The sequence below is a fragment of the Chryseobacterium sp. 2VB genome (assembly GCF_005503635.1).
Classification (GTDB): domain Bacteria; phylum Bacteroidota; class Bacteroidia; order Flavobacteriales; family Weeksellaceae; genus Chryseobacterium; species Chryseobacterium cupriresistens.
In genome coordinates this window covers 38,721-62,535 of record NZ_SCNC01000012.1, presented here as the reverse complement: position 1 = coordinate 62,535, position 23,815 = coordinate 38,721, and the positions used below count along the sequence as shown (strand labels likewise).

General features: G+C 36.9%; 20 protein-coding genes, 7 tRNA genes and 1 other RNA gene. 21 read left to right on the top strand and 7 right to left on the bottom strand.

The genetic code is table 11. The features are described from left to right. Window positions 1-55 precede the first annotated feature (55 nt). The 3 genes from hutI (at window position 56) to FFS26_RS12895 (ending at window position 3,704) form a co-directional block, all read left to right on the top strand. A complete protein-coding gene (gene hutI / locus FFS26_RS12905; protein WP_110008251.1) occupies window positions 56-1,279 on the top strand; it encodes an imidazolonepropionase in 1,224 nt (407 codons plus the stop codon). Between the two features lie 73 nt (window positions 1,280-1,352). Then, window positions 1,353-2,273 carry a formimidoylglutamase gene (gene hutG, locus FFS26_RS12900; protein WP_137905195.1) on the top strand — a complete coding sequence of 307 codons (921 nt, stop codon included), beginning with the start codon at window positions 1,353-1,355 and terminating at the stop codon, window positions 2,271-2,273. Between the two features lie 138 nt (window positions 2,274-2,411). Continuing rightward, window positions 2,412-3,704 carry an aldehyde dehydrogenase family protein gene (locus FFS26_RS12895; protein ID WP_137905194.1) on the top strand — a complete coding sequence of 431 codons (1,293 nt, stop codon included), beginning with the start codon at window positions 2,412-2,414 and terminating at the stop codon, window positions 3,702-3,704. A gap of 213 nt (window positions 3,705-3,917) precedes the next feature. Here FFS26_RS12895 and pyk read toward each other — a convergent pair whose 3' ends face one another. The 7 genes from pyk to ssrA all read right to left on the bottom strand — a co-directional run bounded on the left by pyk (window position 3,918) and on the right by ssrA (window position 9,800). Continuing rightward, window positions 3,918-5,363: a pyruvate kinase gene (gene pyk, locus FFS26_RS12890; protein ID WP_110008248.1), complete on the bottom strand. Its 1,446-nt coding sequence runs from the start codon at window positions 5,361-5,363 to the stop codon at window positions 3,918-3,920. After that, a complete protein-coding gene (locus FFS26_RS12885) occupies window positions 5,356-5,829 on the bottom strand; it encodes an IPExxxVDY family protein (protein ID WP_110008247.1) in 474 nt (157 codons plus the stop codon). Before FFS26_RS12885 ends, pyk begins: the two co-directional genes overlap by 8 nt. Then, on the bottom strand, window positions 5,807-6,571 hold the full coding sequence (gene rnc, locus FFS26_RS12880; protein WP_137905193.1) for a ribonuclease III: 765 nt from the start codon (window positions 6,569-6,571) through the stop codon (window positions 5,807-5,809). The genes FFS26_RS12885 and rnc overlap by 23 nt, the downstream gene beginning before the upstream one ends. Window positions 6,572-6,580: 9 nt before the next feature. Then, window positions 6,581-7,825, bottom strand: coding sequence for a beta-ketoacyl-ACP synthase II (gene fabF / locus FFS26_RS12875; RefSeq protein ID WP_002976350.1), 1,245 nt, complete (start codon window positions 7,823-7,825; stop codon window positions 6,581-6,583). A 34-nt stretch (window positions 7,826-7,859) separates the two neighbouring features. Next, complete coding sequence (locus FFS26_RS12870; RefSeq protein WP_002976354.1) at window positions 7,860-8,099, bottom strand: acyl carrier protein; 240 nt, start codon at window positions 8,097-8,099, stop codon at window positions 7,860-7,862. Window positions 8,100-8,574: 475 nt separating this feature from the next. Then, window positions 8,575-9,030 carry a hypothetical protein gene (locus FFS26_RS12865; RefSeq protein ID WP_110008245.1) on the bottom strand — a complete coding sequence of 152 codons (456 nt, stop codon included), beginning with the start codon at window positions 9,028-9,030 and terminating at the stop codon, window positions 8,575-8,577. A 368-nt stretch (window positions 9,031-9,398) separates the two neighbouring features. Continuing rightward, window positions 9,399-9,800, bottom strand: a transfer-messenger RNA (tmRNA) gene (ssrA, locus tag FFS26_RS12860). Between the two features lie 270 nt (window positions 9,801-10,070). Between ssrA and rpsU the strand changes: the two genes are divergently transcribed. The 18 genes from rpsU (at window position 10,071) to tuf (ending at window position 23,796) form a co-directional block, all read left to right on the top strand. Further along, complete coding sequence (rpsU, locus tag FFS26_RS12855) at window positions 10,071-10,268, top strand: 30S ribosomal protein S21 (protein ID WP_034693154.1); 198 nt, start codon at window positions 10,071-10,073, stop codon at window positions 10,266-10,268. A 79-nt stretch (window positions 10,269-10,347) separates the two neighbouring features. Continuing rightward, window positions 10,348-11,235, top strand: coding sequence for a tyrosine-type recombinase/integrase (locus FFS26_RS12850; protein WP_110008229.1), 888 nt, complete (start codon window positions 10,348-10,350; stop codon window positions 11,233-11,235). Then, window positions 11,232-11,522, top strand: a complete 291-nt coding sequence (locus FFS26_RS12845; RefSeq protein WP_002976393.1) for an HPF/RaiA family ribosome-associated protein — start codon at window positions 11,232-11,234, stop codon at window positions 11,520-11,522. Before FFS26_RS12850 ends, FFS26_RS12845 begins: the two co-directional genes overlap by 4 nt. A gap of 109 nt (window positions 11,523-11,631) precedes the next feature. Beyond that, window positions 11,632-11,705 (top strand) — tRNA-Thr (locus tag FFS26_RS12840). A 17-nt stretch (window positions 11,706-11,722) separates the two neighbouring features. Beyond that, a tRNA-Tyr gene (locus tag FFS26_RS12835) sits at window positions 11,723-11,803 on the top strand. An 89-nt stretch (window positions 11,804-11,892) separates the two neighbouring features. Next, window positions 11,893-11,965 (top strand) — tRNA-Gly (locus FFS26_RS12830). Window positions 11,966-12,054: 89 nt separating this feature from the next. Beyond that, a tRNA-Thr gene (locus tag FFS26_RS12825) sits at window positions 12,055-12,131 on the top strand. 18 nt (window positions 12,132-12,149) lie between these two features. Further along, window positions 12,150-12,230 (top strand) — tRNA-Tyr (locus tag FFS26_RS12820). A gap of 86 nt (window positions 12,231-12,316) precedes the next feature. Further along, window positions 12,317-12,389: transfer RNA gene (locus tag FFS26_RS12815), tRNA-Gly, on the top strand. 41 nt (window positions 12,390-12,430) lie between these two features. Further along, a tRNA-Thr gene (locus FFS26_RS12810) sits at window positions 12,431-12,502 on the top strand. A gap of 251 nt (window positions 12,503-12,753) precedes the next feature. Further along, the gene (locus FFS26_RS12805; RefSeq protein WP_137905192.1) at window positions 12,754-13,434 is read left to right on the top strand and encodes a response regulator transcription factor; all 681 of its coding nucleotides are present in this window, start codon (window positions 12,754-12,756) and stop codon (window positions 13,432-13,434) included. Continuing rightward, window positions 13,435-14,799 carry an ATP-binding protein gene (locus FFS26_RS12800; protein WP_110008226.1) on the top strand — a complete coding sequence of 455 codons (1,365 nt, stop codon included), beginning with the start codon at window positions 13,435-13,437 and terminating at the stop codon, window positions 14,797-14,799. It abuts the gene before it with no gap. Window positions 14,800-15,012: 213 nt separating this feature from the next. Continuing rightward, window positions 15,013-16,254, top strand: coding sequence for a TolC family protein (locus tag FFS26_RS12795; RefSeq protein ID WP_137905191.1), 1,242 nt, complete (start codon window positions 15,013-15,015; stop codon window positions 16,252-16,254). A gap of 4 nt (window positions 16,255-16,258) precedes the next feature. Continuing rightward, the gene (locus FFS26_RS12790; protein ID WP_110008224.1) at window positions 16,259-17,344 is read left to right on the top strand and encodes an efflux RND transporter periplasmic adaptor subunit; all 1,086 of its coding nucleotides are present in this window, start codon (window positions 16,259-16,261) and stop codon (window positions 17,342-17,344) included. Between the two features lie 69 nt (window positions 17,345-17,413). Beyond that, the gene (locus FFS26_RS12785) at window positions 17,414-20,512 is read left to right on the top strand and encodes an efflux RND transporter permease subunit (RefSeq protein WP_137905190.1); all 3,099 of its coding nucleotides are present in this window, start codon (window positions 17,414-17,416) and stop codon (window positions 20,510-20,512) included. A gap of 160 nt (window positions 20,513-20,672) precedes the next feature. After that, on the top strand, window positions 20,673-21,239 hold the full coding sequence (locus tag FFS26_RS12780; RefSeq protein ID WP_137905189.1) for a hypothetical protein: 567 nt from the start codon (window positions 20,673-20,675) through the stop codon (window positions 21,237-21,239). Window positions 21,240-21,241: 2 nt separating this feature from the next. Continuing rightward, window positions 21,242-22,348, top strand: coding sequence for a hypothetical protein (locus tag FFS26_RS12775; RefSeq protein WP_137905188.1), 1,107 nt, complete (start codon window positions 21,242-21,244; stop codon window positions 22,346-22,348). A 260-nt stretch (window positions 22,349-22,608) separates the two neighbouring features. Then, window positions 22,609-23,796, top strand: coding sequence for an elongation factor Tu (gene tuf / locus FFS26_RS12770; protein ID WP_110008219.1), 1,188 nt, complete (start codon window positions 22,609-22,611; stop codon window positions 23,794-23,796). Window positions 23,797-23,815: the final 19 nt, after the last annotated feature.

The following is a 23,815-nucleotide window of genomic DNA, read 5'->3' as shown; positions in this document are numbered from 1 at the left end:
AAATAATTGGGATATTTTAAGTATTTTTGAGAGAAGAAATTATTAATACATATTAATGAAATTAATAGGACCATTTAAGCAGGTGGTAACACTTGCTAATTTACCACTAAGAGGAAAACTTTCTGATGAACAGCTTGAAATTATTGCAGACGGAGGAATTGTGGTAGATCAGAATACCATTCAGAAAGTTGGAAGTTTTGAAACATTAAAAACAGAAAATCCCACTATAGAAATTGAACATATTGAAGGAGAGCAGGTTGTTCTTCCTGCTTTTGTAGATTCACATACCCATATTTGTTTCGGAGGAAACCGTGCCAACGATTTTGCGATGCGCAATGCAGGGAAAACTTATCTTGAAATTGCGGAAAGTGGTGGTGGAATCTGGAGTTCCGTACAGCATACAAGAAATGCATCAGAAGAAGAACTGTTAAAAACTTTAATAGAAAGAATCAACTTTTTGGTTGATCTGGGAATTACCACCATCGAAGTGAAGAGCGGTTACGGTTTGGATGTTGAAAACGAGTTGAAGATGCTTAGAATTATTAAAAAAGCACAGAATGAAACTAAAGCTACTTTAGTTCCTACCTGCCTTTCAGCCCACTTAAAACCAAGAGATTTTGAAGGAAGCAACCCTGAATATCTGGAATATATCATTACCGAAATTTTACCGAAAGTAAAAGAAGAAGAATTGGCAAACAGAGTAGATATTTTTATTGAAAAATCTGCTTTTCAGCCTGAAGAAAGTAAAGAATTCTTATTAAAAGCAAAAGAATTAGGTTTTGAAATTACCGTTCATGCAGATCAGTTTACCCCTGGAAGTTCAAGAATTGCAGTAGAAGTGGGAGCGAAGTCTGCAGACCATCTGGAAGCAACAATTGATAAAGATATTCAATTCCTTGCAGAGTCTGACACAGTAGCAACAGCTCTTCCCGGAGCGAGCCTTGGACTTGGCGAGAAATTTACTCCGGCAAGAAAATTATTAGACGCAGGTGCTATTGTAGCGATAGCAAGTGATTGGAATCCGGGATCTGCCCCAATGGGAAATCTCATTACCCAGGCTTCTATTTTAGCAACCTTCCAAAAGCTTACAACAGCTGAAGTTTTGGCAGGTATGACCTTCCGTGCTGCTTATGCATTGAACCTTGAAGACAGAGGACAATTGGAAACAGGGAAAAAGGCAGATTTTGTCACTTTTAAAACCAATAATTTCCAGAATGTACTGTATAACCAGGGAAGCCTGAAAGCAGAACATGTTTATATTGATGGAAATCTTATATAAAATTATTAAATAACCATATTTGTTCTTCAATCGATGCTGATTGAAGAACAGACAATAGGCAAATGACTGAATAATGAGTACTATTTGGCAAGGCAGATTGGACGGAGAAGAACTTCTCTATCACAGAATATTTCAACGGGTAAAAGAAGAACGTAATTACGACAATATTTCTACAGGAGATTTTGCATTGCACGGTTTTGCTGTAGATGAAGGAGTAAGAAGAAACAAAGGACGTCAGGGAGCAAAAGATGCTCCGGATGTGATCAGGAAAAATATGTCTAATTTTCCGGTGATTCTTCCTGACTTTTCCATGCTGGACTTTGGGAATGTTACCTGTGAAGACGGCAATCTGGAAAATACTCAGAATAACCTTGCCAAAAATGTGTCAAAAGTACTTTTAAAAGGAGGGAAATCTCTTGTTTTAGGTGGAGGCCATGAAGTGACGTATGCTCATTATCTGGGCGTTAAAACAGCCTTTCCGGAACAGAAAATAGGAATCATCAATATTGATGCCCATTTTGATAACAGACAGCCGGAAAAAGGAGTAGGGCCAAGCTCGGGAACCGGGTTTTGGCAGATTGCTCAGGAGGGACCTATCCATTCTTTGCATATTGGAATCCAGAGAAATTCCAATACATTAAAGCTTTTTGATACTGCTCATCATTATGGAATGAAATATATTCTGGCAGACGAATTATTTTTTGAAAATCTTACCTCCGTCTATCAGCGTATTGACGAACTGCTGGACAGTGTAGATTATGCCTATCTTACCATTTGCATGGACGTCTTTAATGCATCAGTCGCTCCCGGAGTTTCTGCGGCGGCATATAACGGTATCTTTGCAGATACAGCTTTTATGCATTTTTACAGACATATCTTAAAAAATAAAAAACTGGTAGCGCTGGACGTGGCAGAAGTGAACCCTTCTTTCGATATCCAGGACAGAACAGCAAGACTGGCAGCATGTCTTGTGAACGAATGGCTAATGATTTAAGATAAAGTTATATTCTTCCGATAGAGAAAATCATTATTTTATTGACCCTTAAGGAATGGAATTTGCTGATTTCACCGTGCTTTTAGAATAAAGGCGCTTATAAATTCATTAGCTGAATTTAAAACAGAAATTTATATTATGGAACAATTAATTGAAAGCAAGCTTATTAAAGCAGATAAAGCGTTTTCAGTGTGGAGAAAAGTGCCGTTTGAGGAAAGGCAGAAGTTAATTGCAAAAGCAGCGGAAATTTTAAAGAATAATTCGGAGAAATTTGGAAAGATAATTACAACAGAAATGAATAAACCCATTTCAGAATCTATTGCTGAAGTGGAAAAATGTGCTTTAATGATGAATTATTATGCAGACGCCGAGAATACTTTACAACCAGAAAAAGTAGAATCGGAATTTGCTTATTCTGAAGTTCACTATGCTCCGAAAGGAGTAATCTTAGGAGTAATGCCGTGGAATTTTCCTTTCTGGCAGGTATTGAGATTTGCTACTCCTGCCATTTTAGCAGGAAATACAATAGTTTTGAAGCATGCTTCAATTTGTTTCGGAAGCGGAAATGCCATTGAAGAAGTTCTTCTGGAAGCAGGTTTTCCTGAAGGTGTTTTCAAGAATCTTGAAGTAGGACATAAAGCGGTTAAGGAAATCCTTGAACATGATACTGTAAAAGGAGTAAGCTTGACAGGCAGTGGAAAAGCCGGAGGAGAAGTAGCTTCAATAGCCGGTTTAAATATCAAAAAATCTTTGCTTGAATTAGGAGGAAGTGATGCATTTATCATTTTTGATGATGCAGATCTTGAAGAAGCAGCCAAAGCAGGAGCAAAATCCAGACTTCAAAATTGTGGACAAACCTGTACAGCGGCAAAAAGATTTATCATTGATGAAAAAATTGAAGATCAGTTCTTGCCAATCTTTATTGAAGAATATAAGAAATATGAGATTGGAGATCCTTTAGATAAAGAAACCAAACTGGCCGGAATGGCGAGACCTGACCTTGCTGATGAACTGGAAGCTCAGTTCAACAGGGCATTGGAAAATGGTGCTGAAATTATTATTCCTCTGGAAAGAGTTTCTGAAAATGAATTTAAACCAGGTTTAATCAGAGTTCAGGAAGGAAATCCTATTTTAAAAGAAGAACTTTTCGGGCCTCTGGGTATGGTGATGATTGCGAAAAATGATGAAGAAGCTTTACAGATGGCCAATGATATTCCATTCGGGCTTTCCAATTCCGTATGGACTAGAAATAAAGACCGTCAGCTATTCTTTATTGAAAACCTTGAGTCAGGAACAGTCAATATCAACCGCATGACCAGCTCTGACCCCCGTTTTCCTTTCGGAGGATCAAAAGCTTCAGGATATGGAACAGAATTGTCTTTACTGGCTTTAAAAGAATTTGTAACAGCTAAGACGATTGTAGGAAATTAAAAGGATAAAATGTCATGCCGGGGAAACAGGGAATCTCAGAGATTCTTCACTTCACTTCGTTGCGTTCAGAATGACAAACTACCTTTATAAGTTAAAAGTAAACTTTACACTATAAAATAAAAACTCCCGGAAACTTGTTTCCGGGAGTTTTTTATGCTGTTACAAAAAGTAATTTTGCTTATTGCTTATTGCTTATTGCTTATTGCTTATTGCTTACACCGTAGTCAATCTCAATGTATTGGTTTTTCCACCTTCATAGGATGGAGTAGCATTGATGTTGATGACGAAGTCTCCGGTTTCGATATAACCATAGTTGTGCGTTAACATATTGACCTGAATGATCGTTTCGTCGGTAGACTTCTTCATATCATAGTAATAGGCATGAACACCCCAAAGAAGGTTCAGCATTGTGATTACTCTTCTGTTACCACTATATACGATGATGTGAGAGTTTGGTCTGTGTGCTGCAAGTTGGAAAGCGGTGTATCCGGAGTGAGTAAGCGTTACAATAGCAGAAACGTTTGTTGTTTTAGCAATTCTTACTGCTGCAAGACAAACCCTGTTGGTGATGAATCTTTCATCAATACAGTTGTAATCTTTCTCGATTGGCTCATTTTTATGTTGGTAGAAGTGAGTCGTTTCGATATTCTTTACAATTTTAGCCATGTTTTCCACAACCTGTACCGGATATCTGCCTACTGAAGTTTCTCCGGAAAGCATTACAGCGTCAGCTCCGTCCAATACAGAGTTAGCAACGTCGTTTACTTCCGCTCTTGTTGGTGTTAAGCTGTTGATCATCGTTTCCATCATCTGAGTGGCAATGATAACAGGTTTGGAGTAGAATCTTGCTTTTTCTACCAGGTTTTTCTGGATCGCAGGAACTTCCTCCATTGGAACTTCCACTCCTAGATCTCCACGTGCTACCATTAATCCGTCGCATTCAAGAAGGATTTCATCAATATTTTTAACGCCTTCAGGCTTTTCAATCTTCGCAATAATAGGAGTCTTGAATTTACCGTTCGGATGGTTTGCAATTAATTCTTTCAGGTCAATGATATCCTGTGCGTGACGCACGAAAGAAAGAGCAATCCAGTCAACTTCCATGTCAAGCATGAAATTAGCATCCTGAACATCTTTTTCTGTCAGGGCAGGAAGAGAAACATTTGTATTAGGTAGATTAACTCCTTTTTTAGAACTTAACGGACCTCCCTGAATGGTTTTTGCTTTTACAGTATCTTTTTCATTGGTTTCGATAACCTCCAGCATTAGTTTCCCGTCATCAATAAGGATTCTTTCCCCTACTTTTACGTCTTGTGGAAACTGTTGGTACGTCATGTACACCTTTGTGGAATCTCCTTCCATCTTTTCATTGGTAAAGGTAAGAATATCACCTGGGTTCAGATAAGATCCTTCCTTTACAACTCCCACTCTCAGTTTAGGTCCCTGAAGGTCGCCGAGGATTCCTACAGAATAACCATACTCACTGTTTAGCTCTCTAATTATTTCAATATTTTTTCGAACTAAGTCGTAATCTGCATGTGAAAAATTTATTCTGAAAATATCAACACCCGCTTTCATTAGATCTAACATTACCTCCTTCGACGATGAAGCAGGCCCTAGTGTTGCGATAATTTTTGTCTTCTTTAAATACTTATTCATAATACTGGATAATTTGATAAAGTTCCTCTTCAGAACTCAATGTATAATCTTGAATTGGAAAAACAAGATTTTCAGGGAGCAAAATTACGGAAAAATCAGGAAACTGTTCCGAACTATGCAGAATATATTCCACATCTACCTGATTATTTAATAAAAATTTAATGTTTTCTTCTTCTGTAAAGAGTTCTGTCTGGATTTTTTTTTGCTTACTTTCGGAAGATTTATTGGAAATGAAGGTAAAACAGGTCTTCGAAAACTTGTGATAGGCTTCATATCTTGGAAAAAAATAATCATAATAACCTCCATGAAAGACAAGATCTTTCTTTCTTGAAAAACTGAGGTTGTTGATTTGATTTATTTTGTAGAAAAACTCGTGAGCAGGTATATCTTTGGCTAATCTTACCAATCCTATGGCAATATCTTCAAATTCTATATCATCAAGATCATAAAGTTTTTGAATTTCCAAGTATATTTTCTTTTTTGTTTAAAATATAAAATGCCCTCTGTGCTGCTTTTTCCTCTGCCTTCTTTTTGGAAGTCTCTGTTGCATTAGCAATCTTTTCGTCTCCCAGCCATACATAGCACCTGAATACGACAGATTTATTAGCCTGTATTTCCTCGCAGGTTTCATACTTTATATTGACTTTCTTCTTCTGGCTCCATTCGAGCAGGAGACCTTTATAGCTTACAATTTTGTTTTCAAGCTTATTGATCTCGGAAGGGGTCAGTAACTTTTCCAGAATAATCCTTTTACAGGTATCATAATGGAAGTCTAAATAAACGGCACCGATTAAGGCTTCGAATAAATTTCCAGAGATATTCTCTCCCAAAGCTGATGAGCTGTTCTGCTTTTGCAGAAGGCTGGTAAGCTTGAGATCTTTTCCTAATTTATTGAGGTTTTTCCTATTAACAATCTTAGATTTCATTTGTGTCAGATATCCCTCATTGGCCTGAGGATAAGTCTGGAACAAATGACAAGAAATAATTGTACCCAAAACAGAATCTCCCAAAAATTCAAGTCTTTCGTAATTGCTGTCTTGATTTTTAGAAGAATTTTTCAAAGAAAAAGCTTCGCGGTAAAGAGCAATATTCTGTACCTCGGTACCCAATACTTTTCTAAGCTCGGTACTGAGAAAATACTCTCTCTCCGTTAATTGTCTTTTTCTTTTTTTGAGAAGGAATTTAGAAAAGTATTTCTGTAACTCCATTCATTGAATTTAGATTTTCTTAAATAGAACGCAAGCGTTGTGCCCACCAAATCCAAAAGTATTGCTCATGGCTACTTTTACATCTTTCTTCACAGCTGTATTAAACGTAAAGTTTAGTCTGCTGTCAATATTTTCATCATCAGTAAAATGGTTGATGGTTGGAGGAACAGTACCATGAATAATAGTTCCCAATGCAGCGATAGCTTCAATAACACCTGCAGCACCTAAAAGATGGCCAGTCATTGATTTTGTAGAATTAATCTGAATGTCATAAGCATGCTCGCCTAATAATTTCGAAATTGCATTGGATTCTGCGATGTCTCCTAATGGAGTAGAAGTACCATGCATGTTGATATGATCTACTTCATCAGCAGTTAAGCCTGCATCTTCCAAACAGTTTTTCATTACCAGATAAGCGCCAAGGCCTTCAGGATGTGGAGCAGTCATGTGATGTGCATCAGCACTTAAACCACCTCCCAGTAATTCTGCATAAATTGTAGCACCACGTTTTACAGCGTGCTCATATTCTTCAAGAACAATACATCCTGCCCCTTCACCTAATACAAATCCATCTCTGTCTTTGTCAAAAGGTCTTGAAGCTGTTTTTGGATCGTCATTTCTTGTAGAAAGTGCCATCATTGCGTTGAATCCACCGACACCACTTGCTGTAACGGCTGCTTCAGAGCCTCCACACACAATCACGTCTGCTTTTCCTAACTGGATCAGCATTTTGGAATCAATTATAGCATTTGCTGAAGATGCACATGCAGATACAGTTGTATAGTTTGGTCCGTGGAAACCGTATTCAATTGAGATATGTCCTGGAGTGATATCCGCAATCATTTTTGGGATAAAGAAAGGGTTGAATCTCGGAATTTCCGTATTGGCCCATCCTAACACTTCAGTTTCAAAAGTCTCTAATCCTCCGATTCCGGAACCCCAGATTACACCAACTCTGTTTTTATCTACATTGTCTTCAATAATGCCGGAATGCGCTACTGCTTCTCTTGCAGCAACAAGTCCCAATTGAGTATTTCTATCCATTTTTTTAGCTTCTTTCTTATCGAAATGCTGTAACGGATCGAAATTTTTTACCTCGCAAGCAAACTTTGTTTTAAAGTTTGTGGCATCAAAAAGAGTAATCGGAGCGGCACCGCTCTCACCTTTCACAAGATTTTCCCAGTATTCTTTTGCATTATTTCCTATTGGTGTTATTGCTCCAAATCCGGTTACAACTACTCTTTTTAATTCCATAAACTTTGTTTAATTTCTTTTTTGTTGAAGAATATTATTTATTTACTACTTCTTCGATGTAAGCGATAGCGTGTCCTACAGTAGTAATTTTTTCAGCTTGGTCATCAGGGATCTGAATGTTAAATTCTTTTTCAAATTCCATGATTAACTCAACTGTATCTAGTGAATCAGCTCCTAAATCGTTAGTGAAGCTAGCTTCAGGAGTTACTTCTGTTTCTTCAACGTCAAGCTTATCAGCGATGATAGCTTTTACTCTTGATGCAATGTCTGACATAGTAAATTATTTTTTTAATTGTTAGATGGTGCAAATATATAAAATTCTTTACGATAAAACATTTTTTTAGTCTTTTTTGTGGACCGGAAGCTTTCATTTTAGATTGTTTCGCTTTAGTCTTTTAGTTTTCAGGTGGTTATATTGTTGTTAATGTAGAGATGTAAATTGTCATGAAAAACTAATATGAAGATCTAGAAGATAGATCATACAAATTTCAGTATTATTAGCTTCGTGTTTTATGAAAACTAGTTTATTTATTTCTGTATAATTACCACTGATCAGCTTTTTAAAAGTTTTTTTATAAATTCTTCTTAGACTATACAATTTACTATATAGTTTATCATGTTGGCTGTAATGTTATTTGAAATACCCAAACATTAATATCCGTGACTAACTGAGGATTTTGTCTCATGGTTAGTTACTTAATTCGAATGTTTTGATGAAGACTTGAGTTTCAGTCTGATTTTAACGCTGGTTATTGCTTTGTATAGTAGATAGCTGGAGAAAAATCCGGATATCTTACCATCAATGTATCATTTATTTTTTTTACCCTAAACTCGTCAGCGCTATACAGATTGCCGGTAGCTGGTTTGCGGGTTTCTGTATAAAAATATAATGTACTTGTATATCCTTCTTTTTCAATTGCCAGTACCAGATTTGCGTTTTGGGATTGGTTTATTAAGCTGTTATAACTTATATTGTTAGGTAAAATGATATCATCCTGTGTGAATTTTATGTATTGAACTGGTGCAACACTAGTTTGTTTCCATGCCCAAACACCTTGTATCCACGTTGGCGGGTGGAAATGCTGTGCCGGAGGTTGAGGAGTTGTGGTGTTTTCATGCTCATTATTAGGTAAGTTATCATCATTCCCGGAACAGTTGAACGTTAAAAATGATAATGATAAAAGAGATAATAATAAATTTCTCATGGTTTAGTTATTATTAAGCTACTCAAATGTTGAGTATTGTTATTTAGTTTAAATTCAAAATTAGGCTTGTGATTTACCTTTTTGAAACATAATAAAGTGTGCTTTACTTTTTTTGTCCCAATTATTAACGTAAAGATATGTTTTTTGTTGTAATTTCTTTTATGTTAATGTCTATATTAATAAGATTGTAGGAGGGTAGGTAAGTTGAGTTTGTATCTTTCTGTAAGAAAATTTTCCAACACAAATATCTATCGTTAGAGAGATAAAATGATGTGGTGGGTTTTAATGAGATGATTTTTTTATGACAGAAAAACTGTAATACGGATGTGGAAATAAAAAAAGGGAATCTACAATAGTAGATTCCCTTTTAGTGGAGTTGGAGGGATTCGAACCCTCGTCCAAACAAGCAATACATAAGCTTTCTACATGCTTATTCTACCATTGGTTTTCGACTGGAAGCAGAGGATAGACACCCAACGACCAGCTTATCTTCTGAAATTTTCGAGCTTTAGCCAAAGCTTCTAAAGCCTTATTTCTGCATTCCTATATCCCAGGATCAAACGCCGCAGAACAGAGCATTTGTGGAATATCTTGCTTCCCTACTAAAATCTTCGGGAAAACGCTTGATCTACTATACTTCGATATTAAGCTGCAAGAGCGAACTCTTCGTTGCCAGTTAAAATTTTGTAGCAAGGGATTATAGAGATCGCGCTACGGTTCTCTGCATGCTTACTTACCCATTGGTCTTGCTGTCGAAACCAGTCAACCCCATGAATAAAGTTAATGCAAAGATAGTGCTTTTTGTTTACATTTCATTAATATCGATGGTTTTAATAGAAATTAGGAAATAAAATGAGTAACCTGAAGGTAGTAAGAATTGAATATCCAGTGATTGTGGATAAAAATATTATTGTTTGCTAACAGGCTTTAATACGGGTTTTTTTAACAGTCATAGGGTGGATTAGTGATTGTTTATGGCAATATATTTTGTGTTCTGATAAAAAATGTCTACTTTTGCCATCCAAAATGAGATGTAAAATATGTTAATAATTCCAGTAAAAGATGGTGAATCCATCGACAGAGCTTTAAAAAAATACAAGAGAAAATTTGATAAAACAGGAACTGTTCGTCAATTAAGATCTAGACAACAGTTTATTAAGCCTTCTGTAACTTTGAGACAAGCTAGACTAAAAGCGGCTTACAAACAAAGAGCGCTTAGCAAAGAAGAGCAGGCTTAAGATTTTTTCTTAACCATATATTAATTCACTTCTTAAATTCTTATATTTGAGGAGTGAATTTTTATTTTTATACCCTATGATGCTGGAAAAGTTTTTAGAATACTTACAATTCGAAAAAAGATATTCTCCTCATACCATCACAAGCTACCAAAAAGACCTTGAAGACTTTTCCCATTTCTTTCTCCGAACAGAATCTTCTGACAATTTAGCCAAGGCAGACAAGAAAATTATCCGGAATTTTATTGTCGAACTGAGTGAAAATGACATTTCGAAAAGAAGTATCAATAGAAAATTATCTTCTCTCCGCAGTTTTTATCTTTTTCTTTTAAAAATAGGTGAAATTACAGTTTCTCCCGTTGAAGGAATTTCTTCCCTGAAGTTTTATGCTGAAAAACAGATTCCTATGTCTAAAGAGGAAATGACAGATCTCAATGAAAGAGTTTTTGAACAGGTACATGACGTGCTTGAAAAGTGCATTATGGAGGTTCTTTATCAGACGGGAATGCGTAAAGCGGAACTTTGTGGCCTGATATTTGAGAATGTTGACTTATATGGAAATGAATTAAAAGTAATAGGAAAAGGGAATAAAGAAAGGGTAATTCCCGTTTCCAATGAATTGTCTGAACTTCTGAAAAGTTATCTGGAAATAAGAAATCCGCAGACAGAATTTAAATCATATTTTTTCGTCAATAAGAAAGGGAAAAAACTCAATGAAAAATTTGTTTATGTGGTAGTTAATAAGTACCTTAGTCTTGTAACAACGAAAGAAAAAAAAAGTCCTCACATCCTTCGGCATAGCTTTGCTACCCACGTATTGGATAATGGGGCGGAGATCTCCAAAGTGAAAAAAATATTAGGGCATTCCAGCCTTGCCAGTACTCAAGTCTATACGAATGCTAATATTGAACAATTGAAAAAAGTGTTTAATCAGGCTCACCCTCGAGCATCAAAAAAAGAAGAATTATGAAGATTTCAGTACAATCAATTGGTTTAACTCCACACGAACCACTAGAATCACACATCGACAAAAAAGTAAGTAAATTGGATACCTTCTATGACAAAATTCAGGAGTGTAAGGTGTTCTTGAAAGTTGAAAATAATTCGGATAAAGCCAATAAGACTGCCGAGATTATTTTAGCGGTTCCGGGAGACGATATCGTAGTAAAGAAGACCACTACAAGTTTTGAAGAAAGTCTGGACCTTTGCGTTGATACTGCTAAAAAGCTATTAATCAAGAAAAAAGAAATGGCGTAGAAAAAAAAGTTAAAAAAAGTTTATAAAAAATTTGAGAATTCAAAAAATCCGTTCTATATTTGCACTCGCAAAAAAGGAACAGCGATCTTTTGAATTCTTTTTTATATTTGCCTCCATAGCTCAGTTGGCCAGAGCACGTGATTTGTAATCTCGGGGTCGTGGGTTCGAATCCCTCTGGAGGCTCTAAAATATAAACTTTTGGGGAGATTCCAGAGTGGCTAAATGGGACTGACTGTAACTCAGTTGCTTCGGCTTCGTAGGTTCGAATCCTGCTCTCCCCACTTTATATTTTTATAAAAAAAAACTTGCAAGATTAAATAAGTTTTCTTAGTTTTGCACAGCGTTTACCAATAGTTTTGGAAACAAAATTGCGGAAGTAGCTCAGTTGGTAGAGCGTCAGCCTTCCAAGCTGAATGTCGCGGGTTCGACCCCCGTCTTCCGCTCAATAAAATCACACCATTAAGAGTGATTTTTTTAACACTGGAATGTGTAGAGTAGAGTTTCTCGATCAGTTTCAGTCCTTTATTAAAATGCCTCCATAGCTCAGTTGGCCAGAGCACGTGATTTGTAATCTCGGGGTCGTGGGTTCGAATCCCTCTGGAGGCTCCATTTTAATATAAAATATCTGGGGAGATTCCAGAGTGGCTAAATGGGACTGACTGTAACTCAGTTGCTTCGGCTTCGTAGGTTCGAATCCTGCTCTCCCCACATTTTATATTATAAAAAAACTTGCAAGATTAAATAAGTTTTCTTAGTTTTGCACAGCGTTTACCAATAATTTTGGAAACAAAATTGCGGAAGTAGCTCAGTTGGTAGAGCGTCAGCCTTCCAAGCTGAATGTCGCGGGTTCGACCCCCGTCTTCCGCTCAACGAAAATCACGCTACTTAGTGTGATTTTTTTAGTTGATGCCGACTTAGCTCAGCGGTAGAGTGCTTCCTTGGTAAGGAAGAGGTCACGGGTTCAAGTCCCGTAGTTGGCTCTCGATTTTCCCGAATTTCTTCGGGATTTTTTTATGCCCAAATTTTAGATTAGAAAATAAAAATAAATCAATTTTGTTCTTACAGAGATATTATCGTTAAACACCCGATTAGATAAAATACTCAATTGCTCCATCTAAATATTTTCACCTGAAATTTTTAAAGATCAAATGAGGATAGGTCATGAATTTTACTTTAGGTTTACAATCACAATCATAAAATTTTCGTTAAATTCGTGTAAAATAAATTTTTGATGAATATTCTTTTACTGGAAGATGATCTCATTCTGTCTGCAGAATTGTGCAGATTTTTAGAATCAAATAATTTTAATTGTGATAAAATCTATGACGGGGAAACTTTTCTCCGCCAGATAAAAAACAGTAGTTATGATCTGTATTTACTCGATATTAATGTTCCTAAGATAAATGGACTTGATGTCTGCCAGACGATCCGCTCTTTTGACAAAAATACCCCCATCATTATCATCTCTGCTTATGGGGATATCTCTGATAAAAAAGATGCTTTCACAAGACTGGCTGACGATTATCTTGTAAAGCCATTTCAGTTTGAAGAACTTCTGCTAAGAATCAATTCGCTGTTGAGAAGAAAGGCACCTTCTGATAATTCAGATCAGGATATTCTAAGAGTTGACGATCTTATTATCAATAAAACAGAACAGAAGGTCTATCGTGGAGGAAATGAAATAACACTTACATTAAAAGAATTCCAGCTGTTGGTTTATCTTGCGGAAGCGCAGGGAAGAACGGTTTCCAAACAACAGATTACAGAACATGTATGGGAACATAATTTTAATACGAATACCAATACCGTAGAAGTTTATATCAATTTTCTGAGGAAAAAGATTGATAAAGATTTTAAAATAAAACTGATCCACACCCGTTCAGGTTTCGGATACTACCTAAGTCCATTATAAATGTCTTTAAAAAGAAAGATAGCCCTAACGATCAGTATCGCCTTCTCACTACTTTTTGGGATGGTGATGGCGGTCATTTATTTATCTTTTAATGATTTCAGAAGAGATGAATTTAAAGAAAGATTCAGGCAGAGGCTTGAATTTACTTCCCATTTCATTTCAAAATCCAAAGACTTTGAAGAAGAAGCACCAGTTTTTTTCAATGAAAATTCAGATAATATCCTTTTGAATGAAAAGATTTTAATTTTCAACGAAAAAAAAGAACTCATCTACAGCACGATTAAAGACAGGAATGTCATTTGGGACAGTGCCATGCTTAAAGAGCTGGACAAAAAGAAGATTATCTATACGGAAAAAACCGTCCCGGAAATTTACGCCGCGCTCAGGAATATCAATGGTGAAAATTATTATATCCTTACAAGTGCATTTGATACCAATGGAAAATCCAAATTGGGATATCTTAAATATCTTTTGATTACAGCGTATGTGATGAGTACTATGCTTATTGGTTTCTTCAGCTATTATTTTGTGGAAAAGTTCCTCCGTCCTTTGGAAGATCTGAACAAAGAAATTTCTGAAGTTACTGCCCATAAACTCACCACACAGATCCCGGTAGAACAGTCAAATGATGAAGTAAGCGTTCTGGCAAAATCTTTTAATACAATGATTGGAAGGCTGGATGATGTATTTCAGTCCCAAAAAGATTTTACTGCCAGTGCTTCGCATGAGATCAGAACCCCAATAACAAGAATGGCCTTTCAACTGGAAAACCTGATTAAGTTTGAAGAACATTCTCCGGAGACATTATCATCTTTAAAGCAAATCCAGAGAGATGTATATCAACTGTCCGATCTGACCAACTCGCTTTTGCTGCTGACAAAATTTGATAAAGAAAATATCCAGAGTATTTATGAGGAAGTAAGAATTGATGAAGTTATTTTTGAAGCTTTTGAAGCTGTAGAGAAAAGTTATCCACAGCTGAAACTGGATTTTCTGATCAATGAAAATAGTTTTGAAAATGCATTCTTAACCATCAAGGGAATTCAGTCATTATTAGTGATTGTCTTTATCAACCTGTTTAAAAATGCTGCTGTGTATTCGGACAATACGGAGGTGAAGGTCCTGATTACTGAAACCAATGATAATCTTTCCATCGAAGTTATTTCTCATGGTAATACTATTTCTGAAGATGAGCAGGCTAAACTGTTTGAAGCTTTCACGAGAGGAAATAATGCACAGAATATAGCGGGGTCAGGATTAGGTCTTAGAATTGTCAAAAGGATTCTGGAATATCATGATGCAGATATTGTATATTCTTCACCAGCAGATTTCATCAATAAGTTTACCCTAAGTTTTAAAAAATAAATGAAAAACAACTGATATAAAACAGTTGTTTTTTGTTAAACCTGCGATTGGTTTTTTTAACAAAAATTCAATAATTAGAGAAAAATTCACTTGTTTTATCCGGTGATTTATTGGATAAACGGCCTGCTCAAGCCTATTTTAATATTTTTTTAAGCGTCATTTAAGTTTCTTTTAATCGCATCAAAGCAATTTTGTGATTTAAAAATAAAAATAATGAACAGAATTGCAGTGCTGTGCCTCGCCGTTTCCTCATTCATGGCGGCACAACAGCAGATGTCTCTTTTGGAATGCGAAGAAGCGTTTCAGAAGAACAACCTCCAGCTGCTCGCCGAACAGTACAATATCAATATGGCTGATGCGGATATTCTGCAGGCTAAAATCTGGGAATTACCTCAATTAAGCGGACAGTTCAATGCTTACAATCCGCAGGACAAAAAGTTTTTTGATGTAGGACATTCTAAGGGAGCAGGTATTACTCAATTAATTTATATGGGTGGCAAAAAGAAAAATGAAATTGCTTTTGCCAGGTCCAATAAAGAACTGGCCCAGCTTCAGTTTTCCCAATTGCTGGTAGATTTACGATATCAGCTTCGTTCTGCTTATTTCAATCTTTATTATGAAAAACTAAAACTGGAAAACACCAACAGGCAGCTGGGATATATGAATGATCTCTTAGATGCTTACCGTGTACAGTCTTCCAAAGGAAATGTTTCTCTTAAAGATGCTGTCAGATTACAGAGCATATTTATACAACTCAATCATGATAAGCTGGAGATCAACAAAAATATTCTTGATTTTGAACAGAATCTGAAAGTTCTGACAGGAGTTTCAGAAGAAATAGAGCCAACGATGTCCGAAACCGAAGCTAAAGAAGCTTTGGCAGCACAGCCTTTCGGTAATGAAGAAGAGTTGAAAGGTAAAGCCTTGGAAAATAATGCAGATTACCGGTATAATCTAAAGCTTATTGATAACAGTAAGCTGTATGCACAATGGCAGAAATCACTGAATGTCCCTGATGTTACAGTAGGAGCTGCATGGGATCAGGCGGGAGGAACTTTTAATAACGAAGCGAATCTAACCTTGGGAATTCCTTTGCCGCTATGGAAAGCCAACCAGGGGAATGTGATAAAAGCAAATTATGCGATTCAACAAAACCAGAAAAATGCAGACTTTCAAAAGCTGACTCTGGAAACTAAAGTCCAGTCTGCCTACAAAACCTGGAAAGCACAATATGATCAGCTGCAGGATGTGAAAACGACGGATCTTCAGAATATGGAGCTTGTTTATAAAGGAATGCTGAACAATTTCAGAAAGGGAAATGTCAACCTGATTGAATTCACAGACTTTATGGACAGCTACAGGGAAACAGCCCTTCAGATCTACGATATGAAAAATGAGATCATGCAGTCTGCAGAACAGCTTAATCAACTAGTACAAACGAAAATCTTCTATTAAAATCATGAAAACATATATTATTCCCGTATTGATGGTTATTTCATTAATAGCCTGTTCAAAAAAAGAGGAAGAGAAAAATATTCACACCAAAAAAGGATTTGAACTCAGTAATACGATGCTGAACTCTATTTCCCTGGCAAAGGTTGAAAAAAGAAATATAGAAGACGAATACAGTTTTTACGGAAAAATCTCCGCAGACAAAAACAGTTATATAGATGTTTACCCATTAGTTGGAGGAAATGTAATGAGCGTCAATGTAGAATTGGGCGACTATGTAAAAAAAGGACAGGTTTTAGCCACCATCAGAAGTACTGAGCTTGCAGAAATTCAGAAGGATGTTAGTGATGCAAAAACAGATCTGGTAGTGGCAAAAAATAACCTTCGTGTCGCGAAAGAACTCTATGAAGGAAAACTGAATACCGAAAGAGATGTACTGGAAGCTAAAAGCCAGTTGCAAAAAGCCGAAGATCAGTTACAGAGAGCTGCAGCAGTAAGTACGGTTTATAATGTAAAAACCGGGAATATATACAGTGTGGTAGCACCTATCAGCGGTTATATTGTTCAGAAAAGTATCAATAAAGATATGCAGCTGAGAAGTGACAGAAGTGATAATATTTTTGATGTGGCCAACACCATCAATGTATGGGCGATTATGAATGTCAATGAATCTGATATTGATAAAATCAGTCTTGGAATGAAAGCTCAGGTATCTACTCTATCTTATCCGGACAAAGTTTTTGATGGGAAAATTGATAAAATTTTCAAGATTATTGATCCGCAGACCAATGCCATGCAGGTAAGAGTCGTATTGGACAATGCCAACGGACTTTTGATCCCAGAGAGTAAAGCCACGATAAAAGTTACCAGCCTGGAAAGCAACTCTACACTTACCGTTCCTTCCAAAGCAGTGATTTTTGATGATAATAAAAGCTTCGTAGTGATTTTTAAATCCAGGACAGATGTGAAGATCAGGGAAATCAAAGTATTAAAGCAGGTTGGTGATGTCACCTATATTGCAGACGGTCTGAAAGAAGGAGAAGAAGTAATTACCAACAACCAGCTGCTGATCTACCGTTCATTGAACAGCTAGTCTTATTAAACCATTAAGAATACTGACATTTTTCTTTAACGGCTTTTTTAGGTCATCAATGTATCTATCATGAATAAATTCATAAAAAATATAATTGCTTTTTCATTAAAAAATAAAGCATTTACCTTTATCTGGGTAGCGATTTTAGCCATCTCCGGCTTTATAAGTTTCAAAAACATGCCTATTGAAGCTTTTCCGGATGTAACCAATACTCAGATTGTCATCATTACCCAATGGAATGGGCGTAGTGCAGAAGAAGTAGAGCGTTTTGTTACTACTCCCATTGAATTGGCGATGAGCCCGGTTCAAAAGAAAACAAGTGTGAGAAGTACCACCATGTTTGGGCTTTCTATTGTTAAAATTCTGTTTGACGACGGGGTGGACGATACTTTTGCCAGAAATCAGGTCAATAACCAGTTAAGAACCATTAGCCTTCCTGATGAGGTAGATCCCGAAGTACAGCCACCCTACGGGCCAACCGGTGAAATTTTCAGATATACGCTCGAAAGTAAAACCAAAGATTCCCGGGCGCTGCTTACCCTGCAGAATTGGGTAATAGACCGTGCTTTAAGAGGAGTTCCCGGCGTTGCGGATATCAATGTTTTCGGAGGACAGGATAAAGTTTTTGAACTGAGTATCGATCCGAGGGCATTGGATAAATACAACCTTACGCCGCTTCAGGTATATGATGCTGTCACCAAAAGTAACCTGAACGTAGGAGGAGATGTCATTGAAAAAAATGGTCAGGCTTATGTGGTAAGAGGTATAGGTTTGGTAAAATCTGTTGCAGATATTGGAAATATTACCATTCAGAATGACAGTGGAAACCCTGTTTTGGTAAAAAATGTTGCAGAAGTTCATGAAAGTTCCATGCCCAGAGTAGGGCAGGCCGCTCTTAATCATCATGATGATACGGTAGAAGGAATCGTTGTGATGAGAAAAGGGGAGAACCCGAGAGAAGTTTTAGTTGGTGTGAAGGCTAAAATTAAAGAGCTTAATGAGAAAGTACTTCCGAAAGATGTTAAAATGGTGACTTTCTACGATCGTGACAATCTGATGGATTTTACCACTCATACCGTAATGCATAACCTTATTGAAGGTATTGTACTGGTAACGGTTATTGTTTTGATCTTTATGGCAGACTGGAGAACCACGCTGATTGTTTCCATCATTATCCCATTATCCTTATTGTTTGCCTTTTTATGTTTAAAACTGGCAGGGATGAGTGCGAACCTGCTTTCTTTGGGAGCAGTAGACTTCGGGATTATCATAGACGGAGCCGTCGTCATGGTGGAAGGCCTTTTCGTAATGCTGGATCATAAAGCGCATAAGTACGGGACAGAGAAGTTTAATAAACTCGCCAAGGGAGGATGGATTAAGCAAACCGGAACAGGACTGGGAAAAGCCATCTTCTTTTCAAAATTAATCATCATTACTTCCTTGATTCCCATTTTCTCATTCCAGAAAGTAGAAGGAAAAATGTTTTCTCCGTTGGCATTTACATTAGGGTTTGCATTAATGGGAGCATTGATATTTACATTAACTCTTGTTCCTGTTCTTTCGCATATCCTTTTGAATAAAAATGTAAGAGAAAAAAATAATCCGTTTGTGAACTTCTGGGACAGAATCGTTTTGAAAGGCTTTAATTTAACATTCAGACATAAAAAGATGAGCATGATTGTAGCGATTTCCTTTCTGGCTGTTACTTTGTTTTCGGGTAAATTCCTTGGAACAGAGTTCCTGCCTCAGTTGAATGAAGGTTCATTGTGGATCACAGCCGAAATGCCGATGAGCTCCTCATTAAAAGAATCTCTGAAAACAGCTGATCTTTTAAAGAAGGACATTATGAGCTTTTCAGAAGTGACAGATGTGCTTGCCCAGACGGGAAGAAGTAATGATGGAACAGATCCCAACGGATTCGGATTTGTACAGTTTGCGGTAAATCTTAAGCCAAGAGAAGAATGGAAGCGTAAAATTACTTATGATGAACTGATCAATGAAATAGACAAAAAACTCAGAAGTTATCAGGGAATTACGTTCAACTACTCCCAGCCGATTTCCGATAACGTAGCAGAAGCAGTGGCTGGTTTTAAAGCTGAAAACGGAATCAAAATCTATGGTGATAACCTGGAAACCCTTGACAAATTAGCCCACGAAGTTTTGCTTAAAATTAAAGACGTACAAGGCGTGAAGGATCCGGGAATTATTAAAAATATCGGCCAGCCGGAAGTAAGCGTGGTTTTGGACAGAGATAAAATGGCCGCTTATGGAGTGATGCCCGCAGATGCTCAGGCTGTGCTGGAAATGGCATTTGGTGGAAAAACTGCCTCTGAAATGTTTGATGGGGAAAGAAAGTTCCCGATCCGTCTTCGGTATTCTCAGGAATACAGAACCAATGAAAATGACATTGCTGCTTTGATGGTTCCTACACAGGATGGAGCAAAGATTCCTTTAAAAGAAATAAGCACCATTGTTAAAGATAACGGAGCCGCATTTATTTACAGAGACAATATCAAGCGATACATCGGGGTTAAATTCTCCATCCGTGACCGGGATTTGGGAAGTACGATTGCGGATGCTCAGAAAAAAGTAGAAACGATTGAACTTCCGGACGGTTATTCAATAGGATGGACAGGTCAGTTTGAAAACCAGCAGCGTGCCTCACACAGACTGGCGCAGGTAGTACCGGTGAGTATTCTGATGATTTTCTTCCTGCTGTTTATTCTGTTCGGCAATATGAAAGATTCTCTTCTGGTATTAGCGAACGTACCTTTTGCTTTGATTGGAGGAATCATCGCTTTACATGTTACCGGAATCAATTTTGGAATCTCTGCCGGAGTAGGAATGATTGCTCTCCTGGGAATTTGTATCCAGAACGGGGTAATCCTTATTACAGAATTCCACCAGAATGTTAAAGACGGAATGGATATCGATACCGCTATATTAAATGGAGTAAAATCCAGGACAAGACCTGTCATTATGACAGCATTGATGGCTTCCATCGGGCTTATGCCGGCTGCCTTGTCTACAGGAATCGGATCGGAGTCTCAGAAACCTCTCGCAATTGTCATTATCGGAGGACTGATTACAGCTACAGTGCTTACCCTGCTTATTTTCCCGATTATTTTCTGGATCTTCAACAGAACAAGAAAACTGCAATCAATTTAATTTTGTTATAATATTTCGCCTTTGGAAATTCCTAAGGCGATTTTTTTATTTCTTGTCGTCTGATTTCAAATAAAATAATTAAATTGGGCAATTAGAAAAATAAACAAGTGATATCTTATAATTAATCCCTCATCTTTATACACAAATGTTAAAACACAAAATGAAACGCTACAAAAAAAGAGTTCTTTTTTTGTTTGGCTTTTTAATCGTCTTGCTTCCTCTGCAACTGGTTTTTAAGATTAATATTGAAGAAACCTATCCTTCATTTAACTTTCCGGGATTTGCATCCTATCCCATAAAAGATGGAAAATATATTAATTTTACCAAAACCACTTCCCATGTCTTTTTTAAAGACGGATCAGACAGTATTTTGGTCAATAATGATTATCTGGGAGAAAGTATACCGAGAACCATACAGATTACCCTTATTCAGAATTTGCTTTTTCCAAGGAAATATCCGGTTCTGGACAGCCGTGTGAATTCCCTTCCTCCTTATAAAAAGAGGCTTTACCTGTTGAAAAAATCTATCCTTAACCGGAACATTAAAAAAGTGGATATGGAAGAAAGTAAAAAATTCATTGTAAACAGACTGGAGAAAAGATTTCCCGATAAAAAAGTCGCCGCTATACAGGTAATCAATGAAACTAAAGATTTTGATATAACCACAAGAAAAATGACCCAGAAATCAGTGTATGATACTGTACTGAGTTATCGTTTTTTAAACTAATAATGATGAATAAACTAAAAGAACTTCCCTTTGTTTCTTACCGTCCCAGCTATGAGTTCCTGGCATTTTACAGGATATTCTTTTCCATGTTTCTGTTATGGTCGGGAGTAGCAGATAACAGCTGGATCCATTCTATTCCTAACAGTGCTATGCATCCGCCTATCAGCATCCTGTCTTTCACTGATATTGTCCCTTCTGAAGCATTTTTTGTACTTTGCAGATATATGATCTACGCATGTTTATTGTTGATACTGATAGGATATAAACCTAGAATATTTGCAATATTGTATATGATCCTGTATGTACTGACGAATAATTATGCCTATTCGTTTGGAAAAGTGAATCACGATTTTATTTATACACTTCCGATCATGATAATGGCATTCTCTCCCTGGAACAAAACCTTTAGCTTCTTTCCTGAGCCCGTAAAAGAAACGGATGAGCTGGCAAAATCGTGGCCTCTGTTTATGATAAGTTTGATTTTCAGCTTCGGAATGTTTACTGCCGGGTTTTCTAAAATTCTGGGAGGCTGGCTAAGCACTGACACTCAGTATACTCAGATATTTTTTACGCAATATAGGTTTATTATAGGGTGGAACGATCTGCTTTCGGATTTTTATGAAGGAATTAATTCTAAAATATTCTGGGAAGCCCTGGATTATTTTACTGTTATTTTTGAAATGGTTTTTATTGTAGCGTTCATGTCCCCGAAATTTTTCAGGTATATGTTGCTGGTAACTATTTTCTTTCACCTTAATGTATTATTGATGCTGAATATATCTTTTATGAATTCCATAGGACTTTACAGTCTTTTTATTCCGGCATGGCTTCTGCCGTCAGGTTTCAGAAACCGGATAAAGAATGGGATGCTCAGAATATTTAATCCGGAATATAGGAAAGCAGCTATTGCAGTAGTGATCCTTTACCTTTTAGTACTGAAAATTTTTAATATTAATACAATGGGGTCTGTGATAAACGGTTTCTTCTCCCTTATTGCATTCTGCAAACTTTCCACACCTCTTATTGTGCTGGGAAGTGCGTTTTTATTTTCATTGTATCTATTGATTCGGTCAGTAAGGAAGACTGATCGGAATAATATTCTGAAATAAACACAGCTAAGAGTGAATGCTGCTTTCTGAAACTTATTTTTTATATTGGGTTTCAGGCTTTTTCATAAAAGGTTTCAGAAAGATTTTTTCAATCCGGAAAAATGTGTAAATTTGCAGTCTCAATACGTTGAAATATAAGGTTTGTCCTTCACTGGATGATAATATTGAAAGTTTTTTTAATAAAAAGTTTTTGGTATTTAAAAATTCATTATATTTGCACACCGAAAATTTGAAAAACAATAAATAAATAATTTTAAATCATGGCAAAGGAAACGTTTAATCGTAACAAACCACACTTGAACATTGGTACTATTGGTCACGTTGACCATGGTAAAACTACACTTACTGCAGCTATCAGTAGTGTATTAGCTAACAAGGGTCTTGCTGAGAAGAAAGATTTCTCTTCTATTGACTCTGCTCCAGAAGAAAAAGAAAGAGGTATCACTATTAATACAGCTCACATCGAGTACGAAACTGAAAACAGACACTATGCACACGTTGACTGTCCAGGTCACGCCGACTATGTTAAGAACATGGTAACTGGTGCTGCTCAGATGGATGGAGCTATCTTAGTATGTGCTGCAACTGATGGACCAATGCCTCAAACTAGAGAGCACATCCTACTTTGCCGTCAGGTAAACGTACCAAGAATCGTTGTTTTCATGAACAAAGTTGACATGGTGGATGATGCTGAGCTTTTAGAGCTTGTTGAACTTGAACTTAGAGATTTATTATCTACTTACGAATATGACGGAGATAACTCTCCAGTAATCCAGGGATCTGCTCTTGGAGCTCTTAACGGAGACGAGAAGTGGGTTAAGACTGTTGAAGAATTAATGGATGCAGTTGATACTTGGATCGAGCAGCCTGTTAGAGATCAGGATAAAGCATTCTTAATGCCAATCGAAGACGTATTCTCTATTACAGGTAGAGGTACTGTTGCAACTGGTAGAATCGAGGCTGGTGTTATCAACACTGGTGATCCAGTTGATATCGTAGGTATGGGTGATGAAAAATTAACTTCTACTATTACAGGGGTTGAGATGTTCAGAAAAATCCTAGACAGAGGTGAAGCTGGTGATAACGTAGGTCTATTGTTGAGAGGTATTGAAAAAACTGACATCAAGAGAGGTATGGTTATCGCTAAGAAAGATTCAGTTAAGCCACACAAAAAATTCAAAGCTGAGGTTTATATCCTTTCTAAAGAAGAAGGTGGACGTCACACTCCATTCCACAACAAATACCGTCCTCAGTTCTACGTAAGAACTACTGACGTTACAGGTGAGATCTTCTTACCAGAAGGTGTAGAAATGGTAATGCCTGGTGATAACTTAACAATCACTGTTGAATTACTTCAGCCAATCGCTCTTAACGAGGGTCTTAGATTCGCGATCAGAGAAGGTGGTAGAACAGTAGGTGCAGGTCAGGTAACTGAAATCATCGATTAATTCACATCTAAAACAATAT